Source organism: Streptomyces sp. NPDC091289, assembly GCF_044757365.1.
GTDB lineage: Bacteria > Actinomycetota > Actinomycetes > Streptomycetales > Streptomycetaceae > Streptomyces.
The window spans coordinates 182,281-208,728 of record NZ_JBIVUT010000010.1; the positions used below are offsets into that span (position 1 = coordinate 182,281).

Below are 26,448 nucleotides of genomic sequence, written 5' to 3' on the forward strand. Positions count from 1 at the left end.
CCCATGAGCTGGCTCCGGGCGCTGAAGGAGACCGCCCGCTCGGGGCTGGAGATCGAGCGGCAGAGGCTGGAACCCCTCATCGCCTTTCGCGGTGCGGCCGGCCTCGCCCTCGTCGTCGGCACCAGCCTCGTCCTGTTCGGGCCCGAGATCGCGGCGAGCTCCGCGTTCGGCGCGTTCCAGGCGGCCATCGCCACCTTCCAGCGCAGTTGGCGGCCGCGCCCCGTCCTCGCCCTGGTCTCCGGCGCCAGCCTCGCGATCTCGACGTTCGTCGGCTACGTCAGCGGCGCGCACGTCGTGCTCTTCCTGTGCCTGCTCGGCGCCTGGACCTTCCTCGCCGGCCTCGCCTGGGCGGCGGGCCCCACGGGCGGCATCATCGCCTCGTCCAACGTCGCGATCATGCTGGTGACGATCACCCTGCCCACCTCGGTCGTGGACGCCGCCGCCCACGCGGGGATGATCGCCGCCGGCGGCCTGGTGCAGGCGGCGCTCATCGTCCTCTTCCCGGTCCGCAGATGGGGAGCCCAGCGCGACGCGCTCGCCGACGCGCTCGCCGCCGAGGCCGACTACGCCCGGCGGCTGCGGCACGACCCGGTCGCCTCCTTCGACCCGCTGCCCCTGATGACCGCCCGCAGCGCCGCCGCCGTCACCCCGCGCGAGGCCCGCCGCCGCCCCGCCGAACTGCACGGGGCGCGGGGCGTCGCCGAGCGGCTGCGCCCGGTGCTCGCCTCGCTCGCGGACCCGGCGATGGGCGTGCCCGGCGACGGTCTGGAGCGGCTCTGGGTGAACGAGCTGCTGGGCGCGGCCGGCTCGGTCCTGGACGCCGCCGCGCGGGCCGTCCGGCACGGCGAGCCCGTCCACCTCTCCGCCACCGACCTGGGCGTCCTGAAGACCCCCGACAACGACGTGATCCTCGTCGGCCCCGCCCGCCGCGCCGCCGACCGGCTCTCGGCCCTGCTCGACGACGTCCTGGAGATCGCGGAGGGCACCGGCACCGACAGCGGGATCCCCACGGACCTCGCCCCGGACACCCGGCACCGGCCCACCCTGCTGAAGCTGATCCCGGTGGTGCTGGCCTCGATGCGCCGCGAGCTGCACCACGGCTCGCCGGTCATGCGGCACGCCATCCGGGTCGCCGTGGTCGCCGTCTCCGGGTATTTCGTGGGCGAGGCCGTGCCGCTCGGCCACGGCTACTGGGCGCCGATGACCGCCGTCATGGTGATGCGGCCCGAGTTCTCGCAGACGTACGCCCGTTCCGTGGCCCGCTTCGGCGGCACCCTGGTCGGCGTCGGACTCGCCACCGCCGTCGTGCAGACCGCCCACCCCGACGCCCGGCTCTCCGCGCTCCTCGCGGTGATCTGCGCCGGGCTGATGTATCTGCTGATGCGCACCGGCTACGCGGTCGGCCAGGTCTGCGTCGCCGCGTACGTCGTCTTCCTGCTCGGCATGGCCGGCGACGACTGGTCCCAGACCATCACGGAACGCATCGTGCTGACGCTCGTCGGCGGGCTCCTCGCGATGATCTCGTACGCCGTCTACCCGGCCTGGGAGACCCCGCGCCTGCGCAACCGGCTGGCCGAGTGGCTGGTGGCGGACGGGCGGTACGCGGCCACGGTCGTCGACCGGTACGCGAACCCCGCCGACCGGGACGCCGAGGACGTCCGGGACGCCCTGATCGCCACCCGGGAGGCCAGGGTGGCGTGGCAGGAGGCGCTGGCGACCGCCCAGCACGAACCCGTACGCCACCGGGGCATCTCCCGGGCCGCCGCCACCGACGCCCAGCACGCGCTGGCGCAGCTGGGCCGGTCCGCGATGGTCCTGGAGGCGCATCTGCCGGCCCGGTCGGCCGACCCGGTGCCCGGCGCCGCCCAGTTGGCCGAGGCGTTGCGCCGGGCCACCGAGAAGGGCGCCAAGGCGGTACGGGAGCGGCGGCTGCCCGACTGGCAGCCGGTGGTGGACGCGGTGGCCCACTGGGACATGCCCACGCCGACGGAGGACGGCACGACTCCGGTCGGCGACCCGGTCGTGCGCCGGGGTGCGGCGCTGCTCCTGGACGCGCTGGAGGAGTTCACCCGCGCCCTGGACGAGCGGGGCGGCTCCACCCGGGTCAGCAGCACGCTCGCCGAGACCTGAGCGCGCGATCCCCGCCGGCCGCGTTCCTTACGGCGCGGGCACCTCCGGCAGGTCCGGCAGGTCCGGGAGGTCGGGGAGCGAGGGCATGCCGCTCGGCAGCTTGCCCTGGTCGGCCTTGGTGAGGGTGTCCTTGACGCCGCCGTCCCACGAGACGACCAGCTTCGAGCCGTCGACGGATTCGATCGTGCCCATCGTGCGGTCGGTACCGCCGCCGGTGCACTTCAGCGCCAGCATCGGTTCGCCGCCCATGTCCTTCACATCGCCCTGGCACACGGACTGGTCGGCGACGAGGGCGACCTTGCGGGCGGCGATGGACGCGGTGACGTTCTTGCCGTCCGTCAGCCCCACCCAGGTGCCCTCCAACGCGGCGGCGTCCGTGCCGCCGCCCGCGGACTCCCCGGAGCCGTTGTCGTCGCCGCCACCGGGCTTCGCGCTCGGTGCGGAGTCCGCGCCGGAATCCTTGCCCGCGTCGTCGCTGCCGCACGCGGTGAGCGCCAGTGAGGCGGCGAGAGCGGCGACCATGACGGCGCCGTTGCGTAGATACCTGGTCACGTGGAGTTCCCCCTTGCAGTTTTCCGGTCGAAAGACCGCGCCACGTTACCAAGGTCCGCAACGATCAACTCCGGTGAACGGGAGCGAAATAGGCGTGCCGTTCGTCTCTCTTCCGGGAGGTCGTGGCCGGGGGCGGAAAGCCTGTAATCAAAGGAACACCCCGCGTGCACGTGCATCTGCTCATGCATTGGCATATGAACAGAGCTATGATCCGAGCTAGTTGACACTTGCACCTTGCAACTCGGGGAGCGTCCTGTGCACCACGTGTACAACGGCATGGCGGCCACAGAGCTTCGCGGAGTCGTCTGGCAGAAGAGCAGGCACAGCAACTCCCAGGGGTCCTGCGTGGAGTTCGCGCGGCTGCCCGGAGGAAATGTGGCGATGCGGAACTCCCGTCACCCCGACGGGCCCGCACTCGTCTATACGCCCGCGGAGATCGAGGCGCTGCTGCTGGGCGTCAAGGACGGCGAGTTCGACCACCTCGCCACCGGCGCCTGACGCCGGGTCCGACCCGTGACGGGCCGGACCGGGGTTCCTACGAACCCGACTTCGTGTTTTCCGGCAGCCGGAAAAGGGCCCAGACGACCTTGCCGTACAGCGGTCCCGAAGGCAGTTCCCCGAGCGGCGCGGGGGAGGGGTGCCAGCCCCAGCTGTCGCTGACGCATTCCACCAGGAACAGGCCACGGCCGGATTCGGCCGAATCCGCGGCCTCGCCCGCCACCGGGCTCTCCCGGCTGGGATCGCGCACCGCGCACACCAGCCGCGAGGTCCAGCGCATCAGATGCAGGCGCACCGGCGGGTCCTGGAACTCCCGGGGCGGATCGCCGGGCAGCGCGTGACGCAGGGCGTTGGTGACGAGTTCGGACACCACCAGGGCGACATCGTCGAAACGGTCGCCGAGCTCCCATCGCTCCAGCGTGGTCCGGGTGAACTTCCGTGCGCCGCCGACCGCTTCGTAACGTGCGGGCAGAGCGCAGGACGCCGATCCGGCAACCCCTGAGGGGTCGGTGGGGGGAAGCCCCTGCCGTAACGGCTCGAGCATCGTCGATCCATTCGTCCCCATACGAGGCACTCCCGGGATTCGCGGCTGTAGCGGCACTGCCTGTAGCGGTACTGCGGGGGGTACAGCGGCACAACACGAGCACGCAGGTGCGCGAGGACCATGGTTCCGAATGCGCAGGGCAGATGCAAGGGCAGATGCACGTGCACGCGCCGGACCTGCCCGATAGCGTGGTGGTTCTGGGGTATTTCTTCCCGAGGTCAGTTTCGGAGCTTTCTGGACGTCTTCCCATTTCCGTAATCGAATGAGTACGGGCTGAAGCGTTTTGGTGGCAGAATCCGGCACTCGGGGTTCCGGGGGGCTCCGGGTGCCAGGGAGAGCGATGGGGAGAGGGTCGGACCAGTGTCGGCAGGCGAGTCGAGTGGATCGGTGGTGCGACGCATCCTCCTGGGCTCTCAGCTCAGGAGACTGCGGGAGTCGCGCGGTATCACCCGTGAGGCGGCCGGCTACTCGATCCGGGCCTCCGAATCGAAGATCAGCCGCATGGAGTTGGGACGGGTGAGCTTCAAGGCCAGGGACGTCGAGGACCTGCTCACGCTCTACGGAGTCGCGGACGAGGCGGAGCGGGACTCCCTCCTCGGCCTGGCCCGCGAGGCCAATGTGGCGGGCTGGTGGCACAGTTACGGAGATGTGCTGCCCGGCTGGTTCCAGACGTACATCGGTCTGGAGGGTGCGGCCTCCCTCATCCGTATCTACGAAGTCCAGTTCGTGCACGGCCTGTTGCAGACCGAGGCGTACGCCCACGCCGTCGTCTCGCGCGGGATGCGCGGCGCCTCGCCCGCCGAGATCGACCGCCGGGTGGCCCTGCGTCTGGAGCGCCAGAAGGCGCTGGTCTCGGAGCGTGCCCCGACGTTCCACGCCGTGCTCGACGAGGCGGCGCTGCGCCGCCCGTACGGCGAACGCGATGTCATGCGTGCCCAATTGCGGCATCTGATCGATATGTCGGAGCAGCCGAACATCACGCTCCAGGTCATGCCCTTCAGCCATGGCGGTCATGCCGGTGAGAGCGGCTCTTTCACGATGCTGCGTTTTCCGGAATCCGATCTGTCGGACATTGTCTATTTGGAGCAGCTGACGAGCGCGCTCTATCTGGACAAGCCCGAGGAGGTCGCGCAGTACGAAAAGGCCATGGCGGGCCTGGCCCAGGACAGTCCCGCTCCGGAAGAGAGCCGGGATCTTCTGCGCGGTCTACTCCAACTGACGTAATTACTCAGTACGATGACGTCGCATCAGGAGTCTGCGAACGCCTGCAGTAAGGGATTGCATGTCCTTCTTCCATGAACTGGCCCACCAGTACATCGACGGCGAGTGGCTGACCGGCAGCGGCTCGTGGGACATCATCGATTTCAATCCCTACAACGGCGAGAAACTCGCCGCCGTCACCGTGGCCACCGCGCTGGAGGTCGACCGGGCCTACCGGGCCGCCGAGCGGGCGCAGCAGGAGTGGGCCGTCGTCAATCCGTACGAGCGCCGTGCCGTCATCGAGCGCGCGCTCCGCATCACCGGCGAGCGCGCCGAGGAGATCGCCGAGGCGATCATCGACGAACTGGGCGGCACCCGGCTGCGCGCGCGGTACGAGGTCCGCAGCGCCACGGAGTTCCTGCGCGAGGCGATCCGCCAGGCGCTGCGGCCCACCGGGCGGCTGCTGCCCGCCGTGGGCGACGGCCGGGAGAACCGGCTCTACCGGCTGCCCGTCGGCGTCGTGGGCGTCATCAGCGCCTTCAACTTCCCTTTCCTGGTGACGATGAAGTCCGTCGCGCCCGCCCTGGCGCTCGGCAACGCGGTCGTCGTGAAGCCCCATCAGAACGCGCCCGTCGTGGGCGGCGGACTGATAGCGAAGATATTCGAGGACGCGGGGCTGCCCGCCGGGCTGCTCAACGTCGTCATCACCGACAGCGCCGAGATCGGCGACGCGTTCATCGAGCACCCCGTGCCCAAGGTGATCTCGTTCACCGGCTCCGACCGGGTCGGCCGGCACATCGCCGCCACCGCGGCGGGCGCCTTCAAGCGGACCATCCTCGAACTGAGCGGCAACAGCGCCCTGGTGGTCCTGGAGGACGCCGACATCGACTACGCGGTCCGGGCGGCCGTCTTCAGCCGCTTCCTCCACCAGGGCCAGGTCAGCATGGCGGCCAACCGGATCCTGGTGGACCGGTCGGTGGCGGCGGAGTTCACCGAGCGGTTCACCGCCGAGGTGGCCGCCCTCAAGACCGGCGACCCGAGGGATCCGGAGACCCGGATCGGGCCGGTCATCAACGCCTTCCAGGCCGACGCGCTGGACGCACTGGTCGACCGGGCGGTCGCGGACGGCGCGACGGCCCTCGTCCGGGGCCGGACCGTCGGCAACGTCGTCCCGCCGACCGTCCTCACCGGCCTCCCGGCCGACTCCCCGCTGCTGACCCAGGAGATCCTCGGCCCGGTGGCCCTGCTGATGACGTTCGACGGCGAGGAGGAGGCCGCGCGGATCGTCAACGAGGGCCCGTACGGCCTCAGCGGCGCGGTGCACACCCGGGACGCGGAGCGCGGGGTGAAGTTCGCGCAGCGCATCGTCAGCGGGATGTTCCACGTCAACGACTCCACCGTGCAGGACGATCCGCTGGTCGCGTTCGGCGGCGAGAAGACGTCCGGGGTGGGACGGCTGAACGGCGAGGCGGTGGTGGAGGCGTTCACCACGCAGAAGTGGATGTCGATCCAGCACGGGCGTTCGGTCTTCCCGTTCTGAGGGGAGCACCGGATCCGGCGGGCGGCTCGGCAAGGCGCACGACCGGGGGCGGCATCGCGGCCGGCCCCGGGTACAGACCCCAGGGGGTTGGGTGCACACCACGAGGCCAGTGCGACAAGGGACGAGCGCCGACCGGAGACCGAACTTCCGGATCCTCGGGTCCCTGGAGGTGCTGACCGCGCAGGGCCCGCTCACCATCACCGGCGCCCTGCGCCGGCGCGTCCTCGCCCTGCTGCTGCTCGACGCCGGGAGGGTGATCCCCGTCTCCCGCCTCGTCGAGGCCGGCTGGGACGCCGACCCGCCGGAGAGCGCGGCCCACCAGGTCCGCAAGGCCGTGGCCGGACTGCGGCACCGGCTGCCGGCGGGCGCCGAGCTGATCGTGACCGACGGCCCCGGCTACCGTGCGGTGGTCGACGAGGACCAGCTGGACCTGCTGAGCCACCGGCGGCTGCTGCGCCGGGCCCACGAGGCCGGGGACGAAGGACGCCGCGAACAGGCGGCGGTGCATCTGCGCGAGGCGCTCGACCTGTGGCGGGGACCGGTGCTGGCCGGCTCGGGCGGGCCGGTCATCGACGCGATGTCGACCGCGCTGGAGGAACAGCGGCTCGCCGCCGCCGAGAAACTCTACGAACTGGCCATCGAAGCCGGGGACTCCGCCTCCGTGATCGGTGAACTGCGCTCCCTGGCGAGTCAGTTCCCGCTGCGCGAGACGCTCCGCGGCCGGCTGATGCTCGCCCTCTACCACTCGGGCCAACAGGCCGCCGCACTCGATGAGTTCCAGCAGATCCGGCAGCTGCTGGCCGAGGAGCTCGGGATCGACCCGAGCAGCGCGCTGTGTGAACTGCACGCGGACATCCTGCGCCAGGAACCCGCCCTCGGCCGGCCCGAACGGTCACCGGGGCGGGCGCAGCACGGCGGAACGTCCCCCTCGGTGCCGCAGACCCTGCCCTACGACGTGCCGGACTTCTCCGGCCGCGCCTCCGAGCTGGAGCGGATCCGGGCCTCGGTCGACCGGGCCCGGGAGGGGTTCCCCACGGTCGTCGCGATCGACGGCATGGGGGGCGGCGGCAAGACGGCGCTGGCCGTTCGGGCCGCGCACCAGCTGGCGCAGCGCTACCCGGACGGACAGCTCTTCGTCGACCTGCGGGGGTTCACTCCGGGCCAGAAGCCGCTCAGCACGTTCTGCGCCCAGGGGGATCTGCTGGCCGCTGCCGGGATACCCAGCGAGGAGATCCCCGGTGTGCCCGCCGGACGCAGCGCGCTCTGGCAGTCCTACGCCCGGGGCCGCCGGATGCTGCTGATCCTGGACAACGCCGACACCTCCGAGCAGGTCCGTACCCTCATCCCGGCCTCGCCCGGCAGCCTCACCCTCGTCACCAGCCGCCCCCGGCTCACCGACCTCGACGGCGTGACCTGGATCTCCCTCGGCGCCCTGCCGGAGGTGGACAGCCACGAGATCCTGCGGCACTCCCTCGGCGCGGAGCGGGTGGAGCAGGAGCCGGAGGCCGCGGCCGAACTGCTGCGGCTGTGCGGCGGACTCCCGCTCGCGGTGCGGATCGCCACCGCCCGGTTGTCGAACCGCCCCCGCTGGACCGTGCAGCGGCTCGTCGACCGCATGCAGGACCACGGGCGCCGGCTCGACGAACTCTCCAGCGAGGACCGCGGAGTGGCCAGCGCGCTGTCGCTCTCGTACGCCTCCCTGCCGGACGCCCAGCGCACCGCGTTCCGGTTACTGGGGCACCACCCCGGCCGGTACATCGACCTCGGCGAGGCGGCGGCGCTGCTGGATCAGGAGGCCCTGGAGGCGGAGGATCTCCTGGAGCGGCTGGTGGACGTCCGGCTGCTGGAGGCCAGGGAGCCGGGAACGTACGCCTTCCACGATCTGGTACGCCATTTCGCCCGCCGGGTCGCCCAGGGCGAGGCCGATCCGCAGGACCAGCCGGCGGTGGAACGGCTTCTCGACCACTATCTGGATACGGCGGAGCGCGCCTGCGACACCCTCTTCCCCGGTCGGACCCGGTACGGCGGCGCCGCCGGGGCGACTGACCGGCCGACCGGGGGAGAAGGCGAGTTCACCGCGAAGGAGAGCGCGCTGCGCTGGCTCGACCGGCATCGTGACAGTCTGCTGGCTGCGGTGGACATCGCCCATGGGAAGGGCCTGTTGCGCCATGCGGCACGGCTGCCGCGCGAACTGGGGTTCCACTCCAGCATCCGCAGCTACGACCTGGAGGCGAACGGGGCGCTGGAGACGGGCCTCGCGGCCTCCCGGCAGCTCGCGGACCCGGCGCTGATGCGGCTGAACCTGACCAACCTGGCGATGGGGCAGTGGCGGCTGGGCCGCATCAGGGACACGATCACCCACCTGGAGGACGCCCTGGAGCTGTCCCGCTCGATGAACGACCGCCGCAGCGAGGCCGAGTGCAAGGCCCGGCTGGGACAGGCGTACAACAGCCTGGGCGAGCTGCGGCGCGCGCTGCGGCTCAGCGAGGAGGCCAACCGCGTGGCGCGGGAGACCGGCTTCGCCCGGCTGCACGGCTCGTCCCTGAGCACGCTGAGCCAGGTGCAGGTGCGGCTGGGGCAGTTCTCCGAGGCCGTCACCACCGCCCGGGAGGCCCTCGTCGTCTTCGACGCGCTGGACGAGATCCAGCTGTCGGTCGACGCGCTCAGCTACCTCGCGCGCGCCCTCGAAGGCATGGGCCACTACGACGAGGCGCTCGCCCGGGTCACGGAGGCGGTGACGCGCTGCGAGGCTCTGCGGATGCCGTCGGCCCTGCCGTTGCTGCTCGCCTGCCGTGCGGACGTCCTGCTGCGCACGGGCAGGGTCGAGGACGCCCGCGGATGTGTCGTCCAGGCGCTGGCCGAGGCCGTACGCAGCACGGACGCCATCCATCGGGCCTTCGTCCATCTCGCCGCCGCCCGTACGTACTTCGCGCTGGGCGACTTCCCGGAGGCGCTGAGCCACAACCGGTCGGCCCACGCGATCGCCGGCCGGATGGAGCTCCGCTACGAGGAGGCCCAGGCCCTGGACGGCATCGCCGCGACGCGGGAGGCGCTGGGTGACCCGGAGGCCGCCGCCGACGACCGGCTGCGGGCCGGCTCGCTCTTCGCCGCCATGGGCGTGCCCACGGCCGCTTTCCGCTCCTCCTGAGGGCGCGCGCTCCCCAGCGGGCCGGACCGGCCGCCCCGGGCCGGACCGGCCGCGAACAGCCCTCAGCTGTTGCCGTTGTTGTCCCGGGCGTCCCCTTCGCCGGTGGCCAGGGTCGCGCTGTTCTCCGCCGCCGGGCGCAGCTGCCAGCCGGAGTCCTCGGTGATCGCCTGCGCGGGGGACGCGAGCGCGCAGACGAACATTCCGGCGGTGACGAACGAGATGACCGTGCCGAGACGGATGCGCATGTCGGATCTCCCTTGAGTCACGTTTCCCTCTGACGTCTCCGATACTTCCCGGCCGCCTTCCCCGCGCGATACCGCCTCGGCACCCTCCCGGTCCCACGTCGCCCCACCCGCGGACCCAACCGGCCAAGGACCCTTTTGACCAGCTGTTCTCTGTTCACTCGGGCGGCGTGGGCGGCAAGAATTCCGAACGGCGGCAAGGAGGAGAGGTACATGAGCACCGACGAAATCCATGTCCAGGGAATTCCCGCTTCGGCACTGGCCGAGCGTTTCGGAACCCCGCTGTTCGTCTATGACACCGAGATCCTGGAGAGCACCTTCCGCACGCTCCGCACGGAGCTGCCGGAGGAGATCGACATCTTCTACTCGCTCAAGGCCAACCCCAACATCAGCGTGTGCGCCTTCCTGGGCACGCTGGGCGCCTGCGCGGAAGTCTCCTCGTACGCCGAACTGCTCACGGCGCTGCGTGCGGGCATCGCTCCCGAGGACATCATCTTCCTCGGTCCCGGCAAGGACGAGACGGAACTGGTGGCCTGCGTCGAGGCCGGCATCCATGCGGTGGTCTGTGAGTCGATCGCCGAACTCCAGCTGCTGGACGAGCTGGTGGAACGGTCGGGCCGGGACTCCTTCCCGGCCATGCTGCGGGTCAACCCGGCTTTCGCGGCCACCGGTTCGGGGCTCTCCATGGGAGGCAAACCCCGGCAGTTCGGCATCGACGAGGAGATCGTGCGCGGGGCCAAGGAACAGGTGGCGGCGTTGCGGCGGGTCGAGGTCATCGGACTGCACGCCTATATGGGCACCCGCATCCTGAACGCCGCCGACGTCGTCCGCAACACCCGCGAGATCCTGGGGACCGCCGAGGAGCTGGCGGGGCGCCTGGGGATCCCGCTGCGCACCGTGGACGTGGGGGGCGGCCTGGGCGTCGCCTACTTCACCGGGGAGACGGACCCCGACACGGCCGAGCTCGGCGCCGGAATGCGCGAGGCCGTCGGCCACTTCGCACGGCGGCACCCCGGCTGCCGGGTGATCGTGGAGCTGGGCCGTGCGCTGGTCGCCCACGCGGGGACCTACATGGTGCGCGCCCGCTATGTGAAGGAGTCCATGGGGGAGCGGTTCGTCGTCGCGGACGGCGGAACCAACCACCACATGGCCGCCGTCGGCATCGGCAGTTTCGTCAAGCGGAACTTCCCCGTACGGCACCTGGGGCGGCCCGCGGGCCCGGCGGACCGCACCTACACGCTGACCGGCCCGCTCTGCACCCCCAACGACGTGGTGGCCAAGAAGGTCCCGCTGCCGCCGGTGCTCCCCGGCGACCTGCTGGGCGTCGAGCGCTCCGGGGCGTACGGCCCGACCGCCTCCCCCGGGCTCTTCCTCAGCCACGGCTTCCCCGCCGAGGTGGTGGTGCACCGGGGCGAGGCCCACCTGGTCCGCGAGCGGGACACCACCGAGCAACTGCTCGGCCGGCAGCGGCTGGCCGACTTCCACCGGGCGAGCCCCTGATGAGCCCGCCGGCCCTGCGGATCGGGCTCGATGTGCTCGACCGCGGCGAACTGCGGCGGCTCGCCGACCGGGACTGGTTCCTGCGCTACACCTTCACCGCCGAGGAACTGGAGCTCGCCGCGCGGATGACGGCCGGGCGTCGCCTGGAGTTCCTCTCGGGCAGGTTCACCGCCAAGGAAGCGATCCTCAAGTCGCTCGGCCGGGGGCTGTTCCAGGGCGTCGCGCCCCGTGAGATCAGCATCGGCCGGACGGACGACGGCGCGCCGTCGGTCAGCTTCACCGGCCGGGCCTCCGGGCTGTCCCTGCCGCCGGTGGCTCTTTCCATCGCCCACAAGAAGGACGTGGTCGCGGCGGTGGCGATCAGCGTCCCCGTTCCGGGACCGGCAACGACCCCTTGAAGGAGACCCGCACATGACTGCACCAGAAGACGAGGAGACCCCCGCCGCCGACGCGTCCCTGCGGGTGCGGATGAGCCAGGCGGACGCCCACTACGGCGGGAGCCTGATCGACGGGGCCAGCATTCTCCGGCTGTTCGGAGACCTGGTCACCGAGATCACCGTACGCATCGACGGCGACGAGGGACTGTTGTCCGAGTACACGAAGGTCCGGTTCACCGCGCCCGTCTTTCCCGGCGACTACATCGAGGCCCGTGCGCGACTCGTCCACCGCACCCGGTTGCGGCGCGTGGTGGAACTGGAGGCCTACAAGGTGGTCTCCGCACGCCCCGGCGCGTCCCCGAGCGCCGCCGAGGCGCTGACCAGCCCCCAACTGGTCTGCAGTGCCACGGCGACCACGGTGGCTCCGCTGGTGGCCGGGCGGCGGCGGACCGAGGGAGCCGCGGTATGAGCGGGGCGGAGGGCCGGCCGCGGCTGCTGCACGAGGCGTTGGACCTGGCGGCCGTACGGTACGAGCGGCGCACCGCCCTCGCCGACCGGAACCGGGGCCTCACCTTCGGCGAGCTCGCCGAGGCGGGCCGCCGGGCCGCCACCGCCCTCGCGGGCCGAGGCGTGCGGCGCGGCGACCGGGTGGTGGTCACGGCCGCCGACGGGCTGGATGTCGCGGCGGTGCTGTACGGCCTCTCACGCCTCGGGGCGGTCTTCAGCGTGCTGCACGAGCAGGTGCGCGGCGGACCCCTGGAGCATGTGCTGCACGACTGCGAGCCGGTGCTGCTGGTCACCGACGACCCGGCGGCCGGTGCCACCGCCCGCCGGTCGGGGACGCGGTCCGTGCCGCCGGCCGAGCTGCTCGCCGAGGGCGGCGACGCCGGACCGCTGCCCGATCCCGGCACCCTGGAGGTCGATCCGGCCTGCCTGATCTACACCTCGGGCACGACCTCCCTGCCCAAGGCGGTGGTGAGCACCCATCAGCAGGTGCTGTTCGCCGTCTCGGCCATCCAGGACCGGCTGGGCTACCGCGCCGCCGACGTCGTCTACTGTCCCCTCCCGCTGTCCTTCGACTACGGCCTGTACCAGCTGTTCCTCGCCGTCCACAGCGGCGCACGGCTCCGGCTCGCCACCGCGGCCGAGGCGGGCCCCCCGCTGCTTCGGGGGCTGGAGACCAGTGGGGCGACGGTGCTGGCGGGCGTGCCCTCGGTCAGCGACCGGATGGCCTGGCTGCTCGGCCGCGGCAGTGGCGGCGGCGCGCGGCTGGCCGGCCTGCGCCTCCTGACGAACACCGGAGCCGCCCTGTCCGCCGAGACCATGTTGGCGCTGCGCGGCGCGCTGCCGGGCCTGCGCATCCAGGTGATGTACGGGCTCACCGAGTGCAAGCGCGCGGCGATCATGCCGCCGGACGGCGACCTCGTACGTCCGGGTTCCAGCGGCCTGCCGCTGACCGGTACGGAGATGTACGTCGCCGGGGACGACGGCGAGCGGCTCCCCGCCGGGAAGATCGGCCAGTTCGTGGTGCGCGGTCCCCATGTGATGGCGGGCTACTGGCGACGCCCCGAACTGACCGCCGAGCGCTTCCACCGCGCCGAGGGGATCTTCCCCGAACTGCGCACCGGCGACTACGGCTGGATGGACGAGGACGGATACCTCTACTTCTCCGGCCGCCGGGACGACCTCTACAAGGAGCGCGGCTTCCGCGTCAGCTGTACGGAGGTCGAGGCGGCGGCGCGCCGCATCCCGGAGGTGTCGGCGGCGGCGGTGCTGCCCCCGGAGGCCGGCCGGCCCGCGCTGCTCGCGGTGGTCACCGACCTGACGGTCGACGAGGTGCTGGGCCGGATGCGCGAACAGATCGAACCGTTCAAGATCCCCCGCCGGTGTGTGCCGCTCGACGAACTTCCGGTCAACGGCAACGGCAAGGTCGACCGGAAGCGCCTCGCTTCCCTGGCCGGGGCGGGACGCACCGCCGGTCCCGGTCGCCGGACCACCCCACTCGACTGAAGAACCGGACAACCCACTCGACCGAAGGAGAAGACCCATGGAACGCAAGGATGTCGTCCAGGCCCTGGAGACGGCCCTGACCGATGTACTGGAGCGCCCCGTCACCGGACTCCGGGGAGAGATCAGGCTCTTCGACGATCTGCACCTGGACTCCACCACCATGCTGGAGATGCTGATGGCGCTGGAGGACTCCATCGGGCTCGTGGTCGATCCCGAGGAACTGGACGTGGACGACTTCGAGTCGGTGGACACCTTCACCGACTTCGTCCTCTCCGGCCCGCTGGCCTCGTCCTCCGCCTCGTCCTCGTCCTCCTCCTCGTCCTCCTCCTCGTCCTCGTCCTCGTCCTCGTCCTCGTCCTCCTCCTCCTCGTCCTCCGCCTCGTCCTCCTCCTTCGCCGCATGACCACCGTCGTCGCTCGTGGAACGTCAGGAGGAAGCACATGACGATGACGCTGGCGGACGTGAGCGTCTTCGAAGCCGTGGAGTCCAGGGTGCGGAGCTACTGCCGGGGCTGGCCCACCACGTTCCACCGGGCCCGGGGCTCCCGGCTGACCGACGAGGACGGCCGCTCCTACCTGGACTTCTTCGCCGGAGCCGGCTCGCTGAACTACGGCCACAACAACCCGGTGCTGAAACGAGCGCTGATCGACTACATCGAGCGCGACGGCATCACCCAGAGTCTTGACATGTTCACGACTGCGAAGCGTGCGTTCCTGGAGACGTTCCAGAACGTGATCCTGCGGCCGCGCGACCTGCCGTACAAGGTGATGTTCCCCGGCCCGACGGGCACCAACGCCGTCGAGTCGGCGCTGAAGCTGGCCCGTAAGGTCAAGGGCCGCGAGTCCGTCGTCTCGTTCACCAACGCCTTCCACGGCATGTCGCTGGGCTCGCTCGCCGTCACCGGGAACGCGTTCAAGCGGGCCGGCGCCGGGATCCCGCTGGTGCACGGCACGCCGATGCCGTTCGACAACTACTTCGACGGTACGGTCCCCGACTTCCTCTGGTTCGAGCGTCTGCTGGAGGACCAGGGTTCCGGGCTGAACAAGCCCGCCGCCGTGATCGTGGAGACCGTCCAGGGCGAGGGCGGCATCAACGTCGCCCGCGCCGAGTGGCTGCGCGCGCTGCAGGAGCTGTGCCACCGCCAGGACATGCTGCTGATCGTCGACGACATCCAGATGGGCTGCGGCCGGACCGGCGGCTTCTTCTCCTTCGAGGAGGCCGGCATCGTCCCGGACATCGTCACGCTGTCGAAGTCCATCAGCGGCTACGGCATGCCGATGTCGCTCTGCCTCTTCAAGCCCGAGCTGGACATCTGGGAGCCCGGCGAGCACAACGGCACCTTCCGCGGCAACAACCCGGCCTTCGTCACGGCCGCCGCCGCACTGGACGCCTACTGGGCCGACGGCCAGATGGAGAAGCAGACCCTCGCCCGCGGCGAACAGGTCGAGCAGACCCTGCTGGCCATCTGCGCCGAGCACCACGACGAGGTGGCGGGCGTCCGGGGCCGCGGACTCGTCCGGGGCCTGGAGTTCACCGACCCGACGCGGGCGGCGCGAGTCTGCCGGCACGCCTTCGGCCTGGGGCTCCTGGTGGAGACCTCGGGCGCGCTGGACGAGGTGGTGAAGCTGCTGCCCCCGCTGACCGTCAGCGAGGACGAGCTGGACGAGGGCCTGGCCGTCCTCGCCCGTTCCGTACACGAGACCCGCTGAGGCGTCGAAGCGCCGACAGCCGAACACAGACAGCCGAACACGGACAACCGCGAAGAGGAGAACCACCCATGATCGTCAGGTCGTTCGCCGACATCACCGACACCGACCGCCATGTGCGCTCACGTTCCGGTACGTGGGAGAGCAAGCGGATCGTGCTCGCCAAGGAGAACGTCGGCTTCTCGCTGCACGAGACGACCGTCTTCGCGGGCACGGAGACGTCGATGTGGTACGCGAACCACATCGAGGCCGTGCTCTGCGTCGAGGGCGAGTCGGAGCTCACCGACGAGGAGACGGGGGAGAAGCACTGGATCACCCCGGGCACGATGTACCTCCTCGACGGGCACGAGCGGCACACCCTGCGCCCCCGCACCGACTCCCGCTACCTGTGCGTGTTCAACCCGCCGGTCACCGGCCGGGAGGACCACGACGAGAACGGTGTCTACCCGCTGCTGACCGAGGGCGAGGTGAACCGCCCGTGACCACCGCACTCGCGTCCGGGACCCGGCCCGCGCAGCGGAAGAAGCCCGTGTTCCGCACGCCGCGCCCCGAGGACGGCATCGCGGTCTGGGAGCTGGTGCGCGACACCCCGGGCCTGGACACCAACAGCCGCTACTTCTACGTCCTGTGGTTCAGGGACTTCGCCGACTGCTCGCTGCTGGCCACGGTGGACGACGAGATCGTCGGATTCCTCCTCGGCTACCGGCGTCCCGAAGAACCGGACACCTACTTCGTGTGGCAGACCGCGGTCAGCCCCCGGCACGGCATCCCGTTTCTCGGCGTGAAGCTCTTCGAGGCCGCGGCGGACCGGCAGCGCGAACGCGGTGCGCGGTACGTCGAGGCCACCGTCTCGGCCGAGAACAAGGCCATCCTCATGGTCCTCAAGCAGTACGCCCGCAAGCGCTCGGCCGAGGTCGCCGACCGGGTGCTGTTCCCGTCCGGATGGCTGGGAGAGGGCCATCACGACGAAGTCCTGCACCGCATCGGCCCGTTGGGCCGGACCCCGGCCCAACAGCCCTCCGCGCAGCAGCCCCAGGCACCGCAGCCCTCCGCACAGCAGCCCCCCGTGCGGGAATCCGCCCAGCAGAAGGAGAACGCCGCATGACCACGCTCGCCCGCCCCGACCTCTACCCGACCCGCGTCGCCGGCGAGGCCGTGCCCCGGCCGCGCCTCGACCCGTCCGTCTGGGGCGCCCACGAGGGGCCGCTCACCGCACGGGAGCTGGAGCGTTACGAGAGCGACGGCTACCACGTCTTCGACAACCTGCTGACCCCCGAGGAGGTGGGGACCTACCGTGCCGAACTCCAGCGGCTGAGCGAGGACTCCGAGCTGCTGGCGAGCGAGCGCGTGGTCCTGGAGCCCGACTCCGACCGGCTCCGTTCCGTCTTCGAGGTCGAGAAGGTCAGCGAACTCTTCGCGGGTCTGCTCGCCTCGCCCCGGCTGACCGACGTGGCCCGGCAGGTGCTCGGTTCGGACGTGTACGTCCACCAGAGCCGGGTCAACTACAAGCCGGGCTTCGGTGGCGCCGAGTTCGACTGGCACTCCGACTTCGAGACCTGGCACGCCGAGGACGGCATGCCCCGGCCGCGCGCGTTCAGCGTGTCGATCGCGCTCAGTGAGAACTACGAGTTCAACGGCCCGCTCATGGTCATGCCGGGCACGCACAAGACGTTCGTCCCGTCCGTCGGTGAGACGCCGCCGGACTTCCACAAGGAGTCCCTGCGGGTGCACCGCATCACGGTCGGCTCCCCCGGGCAGGACCATCTGACCCGGCTGGCCCATGAGCGGGGTATCCGGCAGATCGCCGGCCCGGCCGGCTCCGCGGTGATGTTCGACTCGAACCTGCTGCACGGTTCCAACGGCAACATCACCCCGTTCGCGCGCTCCAACATCTTCATCGTCTACAACAGCGTGGAGAACACGCTGGAAAGGCCGTTCGCGGCGGCGCGGCCCCGCCCCCAGCACCTGGGGAACCGGGAGTTCAACGGCGCCGGCTGATCGGACAGGGCGGCACACACGCGCGGGGCGGCTCCACGGGAGCCGCCCCGCGCTTCGTCATGCCCCGGACGGCCGCGGGCCGGCCGGCCCGCGGAACGTGGTGCGGTACGCGCTGGGCGAGATGCCCAGGGCCAGATGGAAGTGCTGGCGCAGATTGGCCGCCGAACCGAGTCCGGTCCGGGCCGCCACCTGATCGATCGGTGCGTCCGACTCCTCCAGCAGCTCCCTCGCCAGCTCGACGCGTTGCTGGGTCAGCCAGTTGATGGGCGTCGTGCCGACCTCGTCCCGGAAGCGGCGGGTGAAGTGCCGTACGCTCATCGACTCCCTGGCCGCCATCTGCCCCAGGGTGATGGGCTCCTGGAGCCTGCGTAGCGCCCACTCCCGGGCGGCCGACGTCGCGGGCGCCGACAGCGCGGGCACGGGGCGCCGGATGTACTGGACCTGCCCGCCCTCGCGGTGGGGCGGTACGACGGTGCGACGGGCCACGTCGTTGGCGACGGCCGTTCCGTGGTCCCGCCGGATCATGTGCAGGCACAGATCGATCCCGGAGGCGCAGCCCGCCGAGGTCAGCACCGTCTCCCCGTCGGTGTAGAGGACGTCCGGGTCCAGCTGGACCCGGGGGAACAACCGGGAGAACAGGTCCGTGTAGCGCCAGTGCGTGGTCGCGGTGTGTCCGTCGAGCAGCCCGGCGGAGGCCAGGACGAAGGCGCCGGTGCAGATCGAGGCCACCCGGGTCCCGGGGCGGATCAGGGCGAAGGCCTCGGCGAGCGGGGGCGTGAGCTCCGGGGTGTCCTGCACATAGTCCTCGTACGACGACAGGACGATCACGGTGTCGGCCTCGGCCAGGGCTCGCGGGCCGTGCGGCACCGAGACCGTGAAGTCGCCGTCCGTCCGCACGTCGCCCGCGCGCAGGGAACAGGTGGCGACCTCGTAGAGCGGCTCCCCGTCCGCCGACGCCCCCTCCTTGGCCTGGCCGAACAGCTGGTGCACGATGCCCAGCTCGATGGGGAGCAGTATCTGCCGGGCCAGCACGGCGACGCGGTGCCGACCGGGATGAGTGAATACCGTCATGGCCATATCCTTGCGCATGTGGTCCATCCAGACCCTCGTTTCGGTGGAGGCCCCCCGTCAGGCTTGAGCCATGGCTCAGCTGACAACGACCTCACCGACTCCCGCCCATCGCGTGCGGGAGCCCCGCTTCCACCGCGCCTGGGTGATCGCCGTGGTCGCGGGCGCGGCCATCGTCACCGCCGGTGCGTTCACCACCGTCCCCGGACTGCTGGTGACGCCCCTGCACGAGAACTACGCCTGGGACCGGGGCCAGATCGCGCTGGCGGCCTCCGTCAACATGATCCTGTTCGGTCTGACCGCGCCCTTCGCGGCGGCCCTGATGGACCGGGTGGGTATCCGCCGGGTGGTCGTGGGCGCGCTGCTGCTCGTCTCCGCCGGCGCCCTTCTCACCAGCTTCATGAGTCAGCCCTGGCAACTGGTCGCGTACTGGGGCGTACTGATCGGCCTCGGCAGCGGCTGCCTCACCATGACCTTCGCGGCCAGCATCACCGCCGACTGGTTCGACAAGCGCCGGGGGCTGGTCACCGGTGCGCTCAGCTCCTCCAGCCACCTGGGCCAGCTGATCTTCCTGCCGCTCCTCGCCTGGTCCGTCGACCGCTTCGACTGGCGGCCTCCGGTGGTGACCCTGGCGTTCGTCGCGCTCGCCGTCGCCGGCCTGGTCTTCCTGCTGCTGCGTGACCACCCGGCCGACGTCGGGGCGAAGCCCTACGGCGCGACGGAGTTCGTCCCCAAGCCCGCCCGTGTGCCCGGGGCCGCCCGGCGCACGATCGCCGTGCTCGTCGCCGCCCTGCGCACCGGCCCGTTCTGGCTGCTGGCGGGCATGTTCGTGATCTGCGGAGCCTCCACCAACGGCATCATGTGGAGCAACTGGGCCCCCGCCGCCCACGACCACGGCATGGCGGTCACGGCGGCGGCCTCGATGCTCTCGCTGATCGGCATCTTCTCCGCCCTCGGCGCGATCTTCTCCGGCTGGCTCACCGACCGGTTCGACCCGCGTCGCCTGCTCACCGTCTACTTCGCGATCCGGGCGCTGACGCTGCTCGCGCTGCCCATGGTGTTCAGCTCCACGGTCACGGTGCTGATGATCGCCTTCGTGGTGGTCTACGGACTGGTCGACGTCGCGACCGTGCCTCCGGTCATCGAGCTGTCCCGCCGGGTCTACGGCGAGGACGGCCCCATCGTCTTCGGCTGGGCCAACTCCGCCCATCAGCTGGGCGCGGGGGCCGCGGCCTTCCTCGGCGCCACCGCCCGGGACATGTTCGGCACCTACGACGTGGTGTGGACCGCCCTGAGCGTCGCCTGTGTCGTCGCCGCCCTGATGGCCCTCGTCGTCCGCGCTCCGCGCCCCGCCTGACGTACTCCGCACACCGCCCGGCCCCCACCGTCCGTCCGGGCTTCCCGCCCGTGGCCACAGGAGAGCTTCGCCATGACGCAGACCCTCACCGCCGCCCCGGCGTATGCGCCGCCCGGAAAGCCGCTCTGCGGCCACTGCGGCACCGACCGCCACGACGATTTCCGCATCCTTTCCCGGCACCGGACCTCGGTCGGGACCACGGTCTGGATCCGCTGCTCCTGCGGCACCCCGCAGGTCCGCGTCGCCACGGGCGCAGGGATCCAGCTCGTCGCCCGCGGCCGTCTTCCTCAGGGGCGGGGTCCGGGGCCGGGCAGATGACCGCGCTGCGCGGCGAGGACCCCGGCCTGGAAGCGGCTGCGCGCGTCCAGCCGCGCCATGACCTCGGCGGCGGTGCGCCGCGCCGTACGCGGCGAGATCCCGAGACGCTTGGCGACGGCCTGGTCGGTGTGGCCCTGGGCGAGCAGCCGTAACGCCTCCGCCTGCTGCTGGCTGAACTCCTCGGTGTCCCCGCGCAGGGGACTTCCGAGCGGGTCGGCCCGCCGCCAGGTCTCGTCGAAGAGCGCGCACAGGGTCTCGATCAGGCCGTGGGTCCGCAGGACGACGGCGCCCCGGCCGGTGCTCTCGCTGTCCACCGCGACGACGGCCACCTTCCGGTCGCAGACGATCATCCGGTTGGGGAGGGTCGGTGTGGTGCGGACCTCGCCGCCGTGCCGGGTCAGCCACTCCGCGTGGGCCACGCTGGCCCGGTCGCGCCGCAAGCTGTCGAGATAGACGGTACGCATCCGCACCCCGCGTTCGAGGAGTCGCCGGTTCAGCGGCCGGGAGGCGTGCATGTTGGCGTCGGTCTGGGCCCCGCCGGGTGCGAACGCCAGCATCTCCTCGCCGACCTCGGAGTTCAGATGCCGGAGGAAGTCCCGGATGCTGTCGACCCCGTCGAGGAACTCCACGCCGTCCCGCGACGCGGCGCTCCCCTGGGCCGGGAACTCGCCGATCAGCCGGGCCGCCGCGGCCCTCGCCTCGCGCAGCCGCTGCTGGCGGGCGCCCAGTTCGGCCTCCTGGCGGGAGAGCAGGATGTCCAGGCCCAGCCGGGGGCTGACGGCGTGCAGGCGGTGCGGGGGTTCGGCCGCCGGGCGGACGAAACCCAGCGCACGCAGCCGGCCCAGGGCCACGCCCACGGTCCGGTCGGTCAGCCCCAGGCGCTCCGGCAGCCGCTGCCGGCCCTCCCCGGGGAACGCCAGAAGCCGCCGGTAGACGGCTTCGCACGTGGCGTCCAGCCCGAGGACGTCGAGCGAGCCGCCCGAACGGTCGCTGAGGTGATCCGCGCCGTTTCTGAGGTGATCCGTGCTGTCCGTGCTGTCCCTAGGGTGATCCGTGCTGTTCATGGGTTTCTGCCTCCGGACGGATGTCGGTGACGAGATCGGCCCGCGCCTGCCGGAGCCGCTCACCGGTGCTCTCCGGCGAGCCGCCCTCCACCACCACGTAGGCGCGCCGCGAGCGCGGATCCGTGGAGGGCGGGATCAGGTCGCGTACGGCGTACGGGAAACGGGCGCCGCGTACCCACGGGGTGACGGCGATGTCCTCCGTCCCCGCGAAGGTCAGCAGCCGGCCCTCGGGCAGCCGGAAGAAGCCGATCTCGGCGTACTGGCGCGCGGGCAGGGCCTGCGGGAGGTCGCCGAGGAGGGCTTCGAAGAGCGCCGCCTCGCAGTCGAACGCGGTCGCGACCTGGATCAGCAGGGGGATACGGTCGGGCCCGAACCGGGGACGGCAGCGCACTACCCGCGGGCCCTCGGGAGTCATGGCCACCTCGGTGTGGGCGGGGCCGAAACGGTATCCGCTCGTGTGCAGCACCCGGCGGACGAGCGCCCCGACCGCCGCCTCCTGCTGGTCCGAGAGCGGCGCGGGGCACAGATACCCCGTCAGCGTGCGGCCCGGCGGGCCCGAGACGCGGTGCGCGGCCGTGCCGACGACCTGGTGGCAGCCGTCCACGGTCAGGGTCTGCACGGTCAGCCGGGGGCCCGGGGTGCCCGCCTCACCGGCGCTCCCGAGCCGCAGGAACGCGTCGGGCGGGTTCGGGGACAGGCCGAGGCGCCATGCCTCCTCGACGACCGGCAGGAGGGACGGCCCGCCGCCGCAGTGCAGGACGGTGCCGATGCCGTGCCGACGCGCGGTCCGCGCCACCAGCGAGCGCAGCCCCGCCGGGTCCGCGAATCCGGCGTGGAGCAGTTCCCGCGACGCCTCGGCCACCTCCGGCAGCAGGTCTGCCTCGGGTGCCCGGGGGTCCCACAGGGACCAGACACCGAAGCCCGCCTCGGTGGCCTTGCCGATGAGCTGGTGGTAGGGCATGGCGAGCAGGAGCCGGTTCTCCCGCGGCGGTGAACGGCGTGGAGTCATGGCGTCCACTCTGCGCCCGCCCGTTCCTCCCGCCTTCCCTTCCCGTTCCTCCGGACCGGGGGGGCTACCCTAGTCAAAGTTGATTAGGAAAGATGGGTGTCATGTCCGCGATCCGGCTGCTGGTCCTCGGCGCCGTGCGTATGCACGGCCGCGCACACGGCTATCAGGTCCGCAACGACCTGGAGTACTGGGGCGCGCACGAGTGGTCCAACGCCAAGCCCGGGTCGATCTACCACGCCCTGAAGCAGATGGCGAAGCAGGGGCTGCTCCTCGCGCACGAGACGGCCCCCTCCACGGCCGGCGGCCCCCCGCGCACGGAGTACGAGGTCACGGACGAGGGGCTCGCGGAGTACCGCACGCTGCTGCGTGACGCCATCCGCTCCTACGACCAGGACATGGACGTCCTCTCGGCGGCGATCGGGTTCATCGTCGACCTGCCCCGCGAGGAGGCGGTCGCGCTGCTCAAGGAGCGGATCGAGGCCATGAAGGGGTGGCGGGAGTCGGTCACCGAGTACTACACGCCCGAGGAGGGCCCCGAATCCCTCGGCCACATCGGCGAGATCATGAACCTGTGGGTGCACTCGGCCGACACCGGAGCGGAGTGGACCCGGGGCCTGATCGCCCGCATCGAGGGCGGCGCGTACACCTTCGCGGGCGAGGGCGACCCGTTCGTCGGGGTGCTCGCCGAGGGCGAGGAGAACCCCTTCGCCACCGGGATCCCCGACCCCGGGGATCGCGACTAATCAAGTTTGACGAATGCTGCGGCGGGGTTTACCTTCGAGCTTCTAGTCAAGTTTGACTACGAGGCTGTGGAAGGGTGGCGGGGTACGTGACCGAAGCGATCGTCATGGACGGCGTGCACAAGCGGTACGGGGAGAAGCGGGCCCTGGACGGACTGGACCTGGCCGTCGGCACCGGCACCGTGCACGGAGTGCTCGGCCCCAACGGAGCGGGCAAGACCACCGCCGTACGGATCATGTCGACGCTGCTGCGCCACGACGCGGGCCGGGTCACCGTGGCCGGCCTCGACGTCCGTGAGCGGGCGGGCGAGGTGCGGCGCAGGATCGGGCTGCTCGGGCAGCACGCGGCGGTGGACGAGCAGCTCGGCGGCCGGCAGAACCTGGAGATGTTCGGGCGGCTGTACCACCTGGGCGCACGCCGGGCGGGCAGCCGGGCGGACGAGCTGCTGGAGCGGTTCGGCCTCGCGGACACCGGGCGCAAGGCCGTCAAGCAGTACAGCGGCGGCATGCGCAGGCGGCTCGACCTGGCCGCCTCGCTGATCACCGAGCCGGACGTGCTGTTCCTGGACGAGCCGACGACCGGCCTCGACCCGCGCGGCCGGGCCGAGGTGTGGGACGCGGTGCGGTCCCTGGTCGGCGGCGGCACCACGGTGCTGCTGACCACGCAGTATCTGGACGAGGCGGACCAGCTGGCCGACCGGATCTCCCTGATCGACGGCGGCCGGGCGGTCGCCGAGGGCACCCCCGACGAGCTGAAGGCCCTCGTCGGCGGCGACCGGATCGACATCGTCCTGCGCGACGCGTCCCGGCTGGTGGAGGCGGCCGCGCTGGTCGGCGGCCCGGACCTGGTGGTGGACGCCGACCGGCGGCGGATCGGCGCGCCCGCCCCGGACCGGATGGCGGCCCTGACCCGGACGGTGCGGGTGCTGGAGGAGGCGGGCATCGAGGCGGAGGACATCGCGGTGCGCCGCCCGACCCTGGACGAGGTGTTCCTGGCCCTCACCGGCCGGCCCGACGGCGAACAGGCCGCACAGCGGGCGGAGAAGGCGGAGAAAACGGAGAAGACGGAGAAGACGGAGGTGGCGGCATGAGCGCGGCGACGACGACGGCGGTTCCCGGGCGGGGCGGCGGCGGGCGCGGCGGCCCCGGACCGGGCGGGGCGGGGGCGTCCTCCCGGATCGGCTGGGCGCTGACCGACTCCTGGACGATGACCCGCCGCGAACTGGCGCACTGGGCCCGGCAGCCCGTCGCCGTCCTCGTGGGCCTGGTCTTCCCGGTGATGCTGCTGCTGATGTTCACGTATCTGGTCGGCGGCGGCCGGGGCGTGGACGGCGACCCCACGGAGTTCCTGGTCCCCGGGATGCTCGCGCTGACCATGGCCTTCGGCCTGGAGAGCACGATGCTCGCGGTCACCCAGGACCTCGGCAAGGGCGTCATCGACCGCTTCCGCTCGATGCCGATGGTCCCGGGGGCCGTCCTGGTCGGCCGCAGCGCCGCGGACATGCTCCAGTCGACGGTCGCGCTCGCGGTGATGACCGGCGTCGGCTACGCGGTCGGCTGGCGCTGGCACCACGGGGCGGCCGCCGCGCTGGGAGCGGTGGGGCTGCTGCTCCTGCTGAGGTTCGCGATGCTCTGGGTCGGCATCCACCTCGCCATGGTGGCGGGACGGCCCGAGCTGGTGCAGGCGGTCCAGATCCTGGTCTGGCCGGTCGGCTTCCTCTCCAATGTGTTCGCCACCCCCGAGTCGATGCCGGGCTGGCTGGGGGCGGTGGTCGAGTGGAACCCCATGTCGGCGACGGCCACCGCCGTACGGGAGCTGTTCGGCAACCCGGGCGGCGCGACCGGTTCCTGGGCCGCCGAGCACGCCCAACTCCTCGCGGTGCTCTGGCCGGTGGCCATCATCGCGGTGTTCTTCCCGCTGGCGGTACGGAAGTTCGCGCGGCTCAGTCGATAGGCGCTGTCCGCGGCTGTCCGTGGCTGTCAGTGGTGGAAGGGTGTCGGGGTCGCCCGGTCGTGGCTCAATGGATGCTTCTGCGCCCGCAGTTCGGGCAGCAGCAGCTTCAGGTCCTCGATCAGCAGCTCGGCCAGGTCGGAGGAGAATCCGTTGCGGCAGACCACCCGCAGCACCGACAGGTCCTGCCGGTTGGCGGGGAAGGTGTAGGCGGGCACCAGCCAGCCGTGCTCCCGCAGCCGGCGTGACACGTCGAACACGTCGTACGCGTGGACGTCGCCGTTCGTCGTGAAGGCGAACACCGGCAGCTCGTCGCCCCGGGTGAGCAGCCGGAAATCGCCCAACTGCTCCACCGCGTCGGCCAGTCCGCGGGCCACGTCCCGGGAGGCCTGCTGGACCGCCCGGTAGCCTTCGTGCCCGAGGCGCAGGAACGTGTAGTACTGCGCGACCACCTGCGCCCCGGGCCGGGAGAAGTTCAGCGCGAACGTCGGCATGTCGCCGCCCAGGTAGTTGACCCGGAAGACCAGCTCCTCCGGCAGCGCGTCCGCCGTGCGCCACAGCGCCCAGCCGACCCCCGGGTAGACGAGGCCGTACTTGTGGCCCGAGGTGTTGATCGACGCCACCCTCGGCAGCCGGAAGTCCCACACCAGGTCCGGATCGAGGAAGGGCGCCACCATCGCGCCGGACGCCCCGTCCACATGGACCGGGATGTCGAGGCCGGTGCGCTCCTGGAGGGCGTCCAGGGCCGCGCACAGGTCGGCGATCGGCTCGTAGGACCCGTCGAAGGTGGAGCCGAGGATGCCGACGACCCCGATGGTGTTCTCGTCGCAGAGCTCGGCGGCGGCCTGCGGGTCGAGATGGAACCGCTCGCCGTCCATCGGGACCTGCCGGGCCTCCACCTCCCAGAAATCGCAGAACTTGTCCCAGCAGACCTGCACATTGACGCCCATCACCAGATTGGGCCGGGCCGTCGCCGGATAGCGGTCCGCGTTCCGCTTCGCCCAGCGCCGCTTCAGGGCGAGCCCCGCGAGCATGCACGCCTCGCTCGACCCGGTGGTCGAACACCCCACGGTCGCCCGGGGATCGGGCGCGTTCCACAGGTCGGCGAGCATCGCCACACAGCGCCGCTCCAGCTCGGCGGTGCGCGGGTACTCATCCTTGTCGATCATGTTCTTGTCCCGGCACTCGGCCATCAGGACGCCCGCCTGCGGCTCCATCCAGGTGGTGACGAACGTGGCCAGGTTGAGCCGGGAGTTGCCGTCGAGCATCAGCTCGTCGTGGACCAGCCGGTACGCGGTGAGCGGCGGCAGCGGCCCGTCCGGCAGCCGGTGCCGGGGCGGCGCGGTGTTCATCGCGGCCGTCGGGTCCGCCTCGCCGAAGAACGGGTTCAGGGCGAGCCTGCGCCGCTCCTCGGAGGGTTCGTCCTGTTCCGGGTGGGCACCGCGGTGGAGCGGCATGGGGGAAGCCCTTCTCTCGGCCGACGCGGTCCGCGTACG

25 protein-coding genes and 1 pseudogene are annotated in these 26,448 nt (G+C 71.6%); 19 read left to right on the forward strand and 7 right to left on the reverse strand.

Translation table 11 applies throughout. From position 1 onward, the window contains the following. The first annotated feature begins 3 nt into the window (after nt 1-3). Nucleotides 4-2,130 carry an FUSC family protein gene (locus tag ACIQPT_RS15585; RefSeq protein ID WP_401156222.1) on the forward strand — a complete coding sequence of 709 codons (2,127 nt, stop codon included), beginning with the start codon at nt 4-6 and terminating at the stop codon, nt 2,128-2,130. A gap of 27 nt (nt 2,131-2,157) precedes the next feature. On the opposite strand, the gene ACIQPT_RS15590 is transcribed toward ACIQPT_RS15585, so the two are convergent. Further along, on the reverse strand, nt 2,158-2,682 hold the full coding sequence (locus ACIQPT_RS15590; RefSeq protein WP_401156223.1) for a hypothetical protein: 525 nt from the start codon (nt 2,680-2,682) through the stop codon (nt 2,158-2,160). 255 nt (nt 2,683-2,937) lie between these two features. On the opposite strand from ACIQPT_RS15590, the gene ACIQPT_RS15595 reads away from it, so the two are divergent. After that, nucleotides 2,938-3,180, forward strand: a complete 243-nt coding sequence (locus ACIQPT_RS15595) for a DUF397 domain-containing protein (RefSeq protein WP_073225869.1) — start codon at nt 2,938-2,940, stop codon at nt 3,178-3,180. A 37-nt stretch (nt 3,181-3,217) separates the two neighbouring features. Here the strand turns inward: ACIQPT_RS15595 and ACIQPT_RS15600 are convergent, their stop codons facing one another. Next, a complete protein-coding gene (locus tag ACIQPT_RS15600; protein WP_401156224.1) occupies nt 3,218-3,724 on the reverse strand; it encodes an ATP-binding protein in 507 nt (168 codons plus the stop codon). A gap of 360 nt (nt 3,725-4,084) precedes the next feature. Here ACIQPT_RS15600 and ACIQPT_RS15605 point away from each other — a divergent pair, with 360 nt between their 5' ends. From ACIQPT_RS15605 to ACIQPT_RS15615, 3 genes are all read left to right on the forward strand, one after another. Beyond that, complete coding sequence (locus ACIQPT_RS15605) at nt 4,085-4,948, forward strand: helix-turn-helix domain-containing protein (RefSeq protein ID WP_401156225.1); 864 nt, start codon at nt 4,085-4,087, stop codon at nt 4,946-4,948. A 58-nt stretch (nt 4,949-5,006) separates the two neighbouring features. Next, a complete protein-coding gene (locus tag ACIQPT_RS15610; protein WP_401156227.1) occupies nt 5,007-6,464 on the forward strand; it encodes an aldehyde dehydrogenase family protein in 1,458 nt (485 codons plus the stop codon). Nucleotides 6,465-6,573: 109 nt separating this feature from the next. Next, entirely contained in the window at nt 6,574-9,612 is a 3,039-nt protein-coding gene (locus ACIQPT_RS15615) for a BTAD domain-containing putative transcriptional regulator (RefSeq protein ID WP_401156229.1), read from the forward strand. Between the two features lie 62 nt (nt 9,613-9,674). On the opposite strand, the gene ACIQPT_RS15620 is transcribed toward ACIQPT_RS15615, so the two are convergent. Then, nucleotides 9,675-9,857, reverse strand: a complete 183-nt coding sequence (locus ACIQPT_RS15620; protein ID WP_364874747.1) for a hypothetical protein — start codon at nt 9,855-9,857, stop codon at nt 9,675-9,677. Between the two features lie 210 nt (nt 9,858-10,067). On the opposite strand from ACIQPT_RS15620, the gene ACIQPT_RS15625 reads away from it, so the two are divergent. The 9 genes and pseudogenes from ACIQPT_RS15625 (at nt 10,068) to thpD (ending at nt 17,445) form a co-directional block, all read left to right on the forward strand. Continuing rightward, complete coding sequence (locus tag ACIQPT_RS15625; RefSeq protein WP_401156231.1) at nt 10,068-11,354, forward strand: diaminopimelate decarboxylase; 1,287 nt, start codon at nt 10,068-10,070, stop codon at nt 11,352-11,354. Then, nucleotides 11,354-11,752, forward strand: coding sequence for a holo-ACP synthase (locus ACIQPT_RS15630; RefSeq protein ID WP_401156233.1), 399 nt, complete (start codon nt 11,354-11,356; stop codon nt 11,750-11,752). The genes ACIQPT_RS15625 and ACIQPT_RS15630 overlap by 1 nt, the downstream gene beginning before the upstream one ends. 13 nt (nt 11,753-11,765) lie before the next feature. After that, nucleotides 11,766-12,200 carry a 3-aminobutyryl-CoA ammonia lyase gene (locus ACIQPT_RS15635; RefSeq protein ID WP_401156235.1) on the forward strand — a complete coding sequence of 145 codons (435 nt, stop codon included), beginning with the start codon at nt 11,766-11,768 and terminating at the stop codon, nt 12,198-12,200. Continuing rightward, on the forward strand, nt 12,197-13,741 hold the full coding sequence (locus ACIQPT_RS15640; protein ID WP_401156237.1) for a class I adenylate-forming enzyme family protein: 1,545 nt from the start codon (nt 12,197-12,199) through the stop codon (nt 13,739-13,741). The genes ACIQPT_RS15635 and ACIQPT_RS15640 overlap by 4 nt, the downstream gene beginning before the upstream one ends. A gap of 37 nt (nt 13,742-13,778) precedes the next feature. Then, nucleotides 13,779-14,015: pseudogene (locus ACIQPT_RS15645) on the forward strand (phosphopantetheine-binding protein); the annotation flags it as partial. Between the two features lie 166 nt (nt 14,016-14,181). After that, nucleotides 14,182-15,450, forward strand: a complete 1,269-nt coding sequence (gene ectB, locus ACIQPT_RS15650) for a diaminobutyrate--2-oxoglutarate transaminase (protein ID WP_401156239.1) — start codon at nt 14,182-14,184, stop codon at nt 15,448-15,450. A gap of 68 nt (nt 15,451-15,518) precedes the next feature. Beyond that, the gene (locus ACIQPT_RS15655; protein WP_364874761.1) at nt 15,519-15,929 is read left to right on the forward strand and encodes an ectoine synthase; all 411 of its coding nucleotides are present in this window, start codon (nt 15,519-15,521) and stop codon (nt 15,927-15,929) included. After that, nucleotides 15,926-16,552, forward strand: a complete 627-nt coding sequence (gene ectA / locus ACIQPT_RS15660) for a diaminobutyrate acetyltransferase (RefSeq protein WP_401156241.1) — start codon at nt 15,926-15,928, stop codon at nt 16,550-16,552. Before ACIQPT_RS15655 ends, ectA begins: the two co-directional genes overlap by 4 nt. Continuing rightward, nucleotides 16,549-17,445, forward strand: a complete 897-nt coding sequence (gene thpD / locus ACIQPT_RS15665; RefSeq protein ID WP_364874765.1) for an ectoine hydroxylase — start codon at nt 16,549-16,551, stop codon at nt 17,443-17,445. Before ectA ends, thpD begins: the two co-directional genes overlap by 4 nt. 57 nt (nt 17,446-17,502) lie before the next feature. Here the strand turns inward: thpD and ACIQPT_RS15670 are convergent, their stop codons facing one another. Continuing rightward, complete coding sequence (locus ACIQPT_RS15670; RefSeq protein WP_401156358.1) at nt 17,503-18,522, reverse strand: GlxA family transcriptional regulator; 1,020 nt, start codon at nt 18,520-18,522, stop codon at nt 17,503-17,505. Nucleotides 18,523-18,586: 64 nt separating this feature from the next. On the opposite strand from ACIQPT_RS15670, the gene ACIQPT_RS15675 reads away from it, so the two are divergent. Both ACIQPT_RS15675 and ACIQPT_RS15680 read left to right on the forward strand, forming a co-directional pair. After that, the gene (locus ACIQPT_RS15675; RefSeq protein WP_401156242.1) at nt 18,587-19,870 is read left to right on the forward strand and encodes an MFS transporter; all 1,284 of its coding nucleotides are present in this window, start codon (nt 18,587-18,589) and stop codon (nt 19,868-19,870) included. 72 nt (nt 19,871-19,942) lie between these two features. Next, complete coding sequence (locus ACIQPT_RS15680; RefSeq protein WP_073806258.1) at nt 19,943-20,188, forward strand: hypothetical protein; 246 nt, start codon at nt 19,943-19,945, stop codon at nt 20,186-20,188. On the opposite strand, the gene ACIQPT_RS15685 is transcribed toward ACIQPT_RS15680, so the two are convergent. Together ACIQPT_RS15685 and ACIQPT_RS15690 are read right to left on the reverse strand one after the other, a co-directional pair. Then, complete coding sequence (locus tag ACIQPT_RS15685) at nt 20,158-21,252, reverse strand: helix-turn-helix domain-containing protein (RefSeq protein WP_401156244.1); 1,095 nt, start codon at nt 21,250-21,252, stop codon at nt 20,158-20,160. The genes ACIQPT_RS15680 and ACIQPT_RS15685 overlap by 31 nt on opposite strands. Next, nucleotides 21,230-22,261: a phosphoribosylglycinamide synthetase gene (locus ACIQPT_RS15690; RefSeq protein ID WP_401156246.1), complete on the reverse strand. Its 1,032-nt coding sequence runs from the start codon at nt 22,259-22,261 to the stop codon at nt 21,230-21,232. The genes ACIQPT_RS15685 and ACIQPT_RS15690 overlap by 23 nt, the downstream gene beginning before the upstream one ends. Nucleotides 22,262-22,362: 101 nt before the next feature. Between ACIQPT_RS15690 and ACIQPT_RS15695 the strand changes: the two genes are divergently transcribed. The 3 genes from ACIQPT_RS15695 to ACIQPT_RS15705 all read left to right on the forward strand — a co-directional run bounded on the left by ACIQPT_RS15695 (nt 22,363) and on the right by ACIQPT_RS15705 (nt 24,955). Continuing rightward, nucleotides 22,363-23,004 (forward strand): PadR family transcriptional regulator, encoded by a 642-nt coding sequence (locus ACIQPT_RS15695; RefSeq protein ID WP_401156248.1) that lies wholly within the window; start codon nt 22,363-22,365, stop codon nt 23,002-23,004. Between the two features lie 86 nt (nt 23,005-23,090). Next, complete coding sequence (locus ACIQPT_RS15700; RefSeq protein ID WP_401156249.1) at nt 23,091-24,092, forward strand: ATP-binding cassette domain-containing protein; 1,002 nt, start codon at nt 23,091-23,093, stop codon at nt 24,090-24,092. Continuing rightward, entirely contained in the window at nt 24,089-24,955 is an 867-nt protein-coding gene (locus ACIQPT_RS15705; protein WP_401156251.1) for an ABC transporter permease, read from the forward strand. Before ACIQPT_RS15700 ends, ACIQPT_RS15705 begins: the two co-directional genes overlap by 4 nt. Before the next feature lie 26 nt (nt 24,956-24,981). Here the strand turns inward: ACIQPT_RS15705 and ACIQPT_RS15710 are convergent, their stop codons facing one another. Further along, entirely contained in the window at nt 24,982-26,409 is a 1,428-nt protein-coding gene (locus tag ACIQPT_RS15710; protein ID WP_401156253.1) for a glutamate decarboxylase, read from the reverse strand. Between the last annotated feature and the right edge of the window lie 39 nt (nt 26,410-26,448).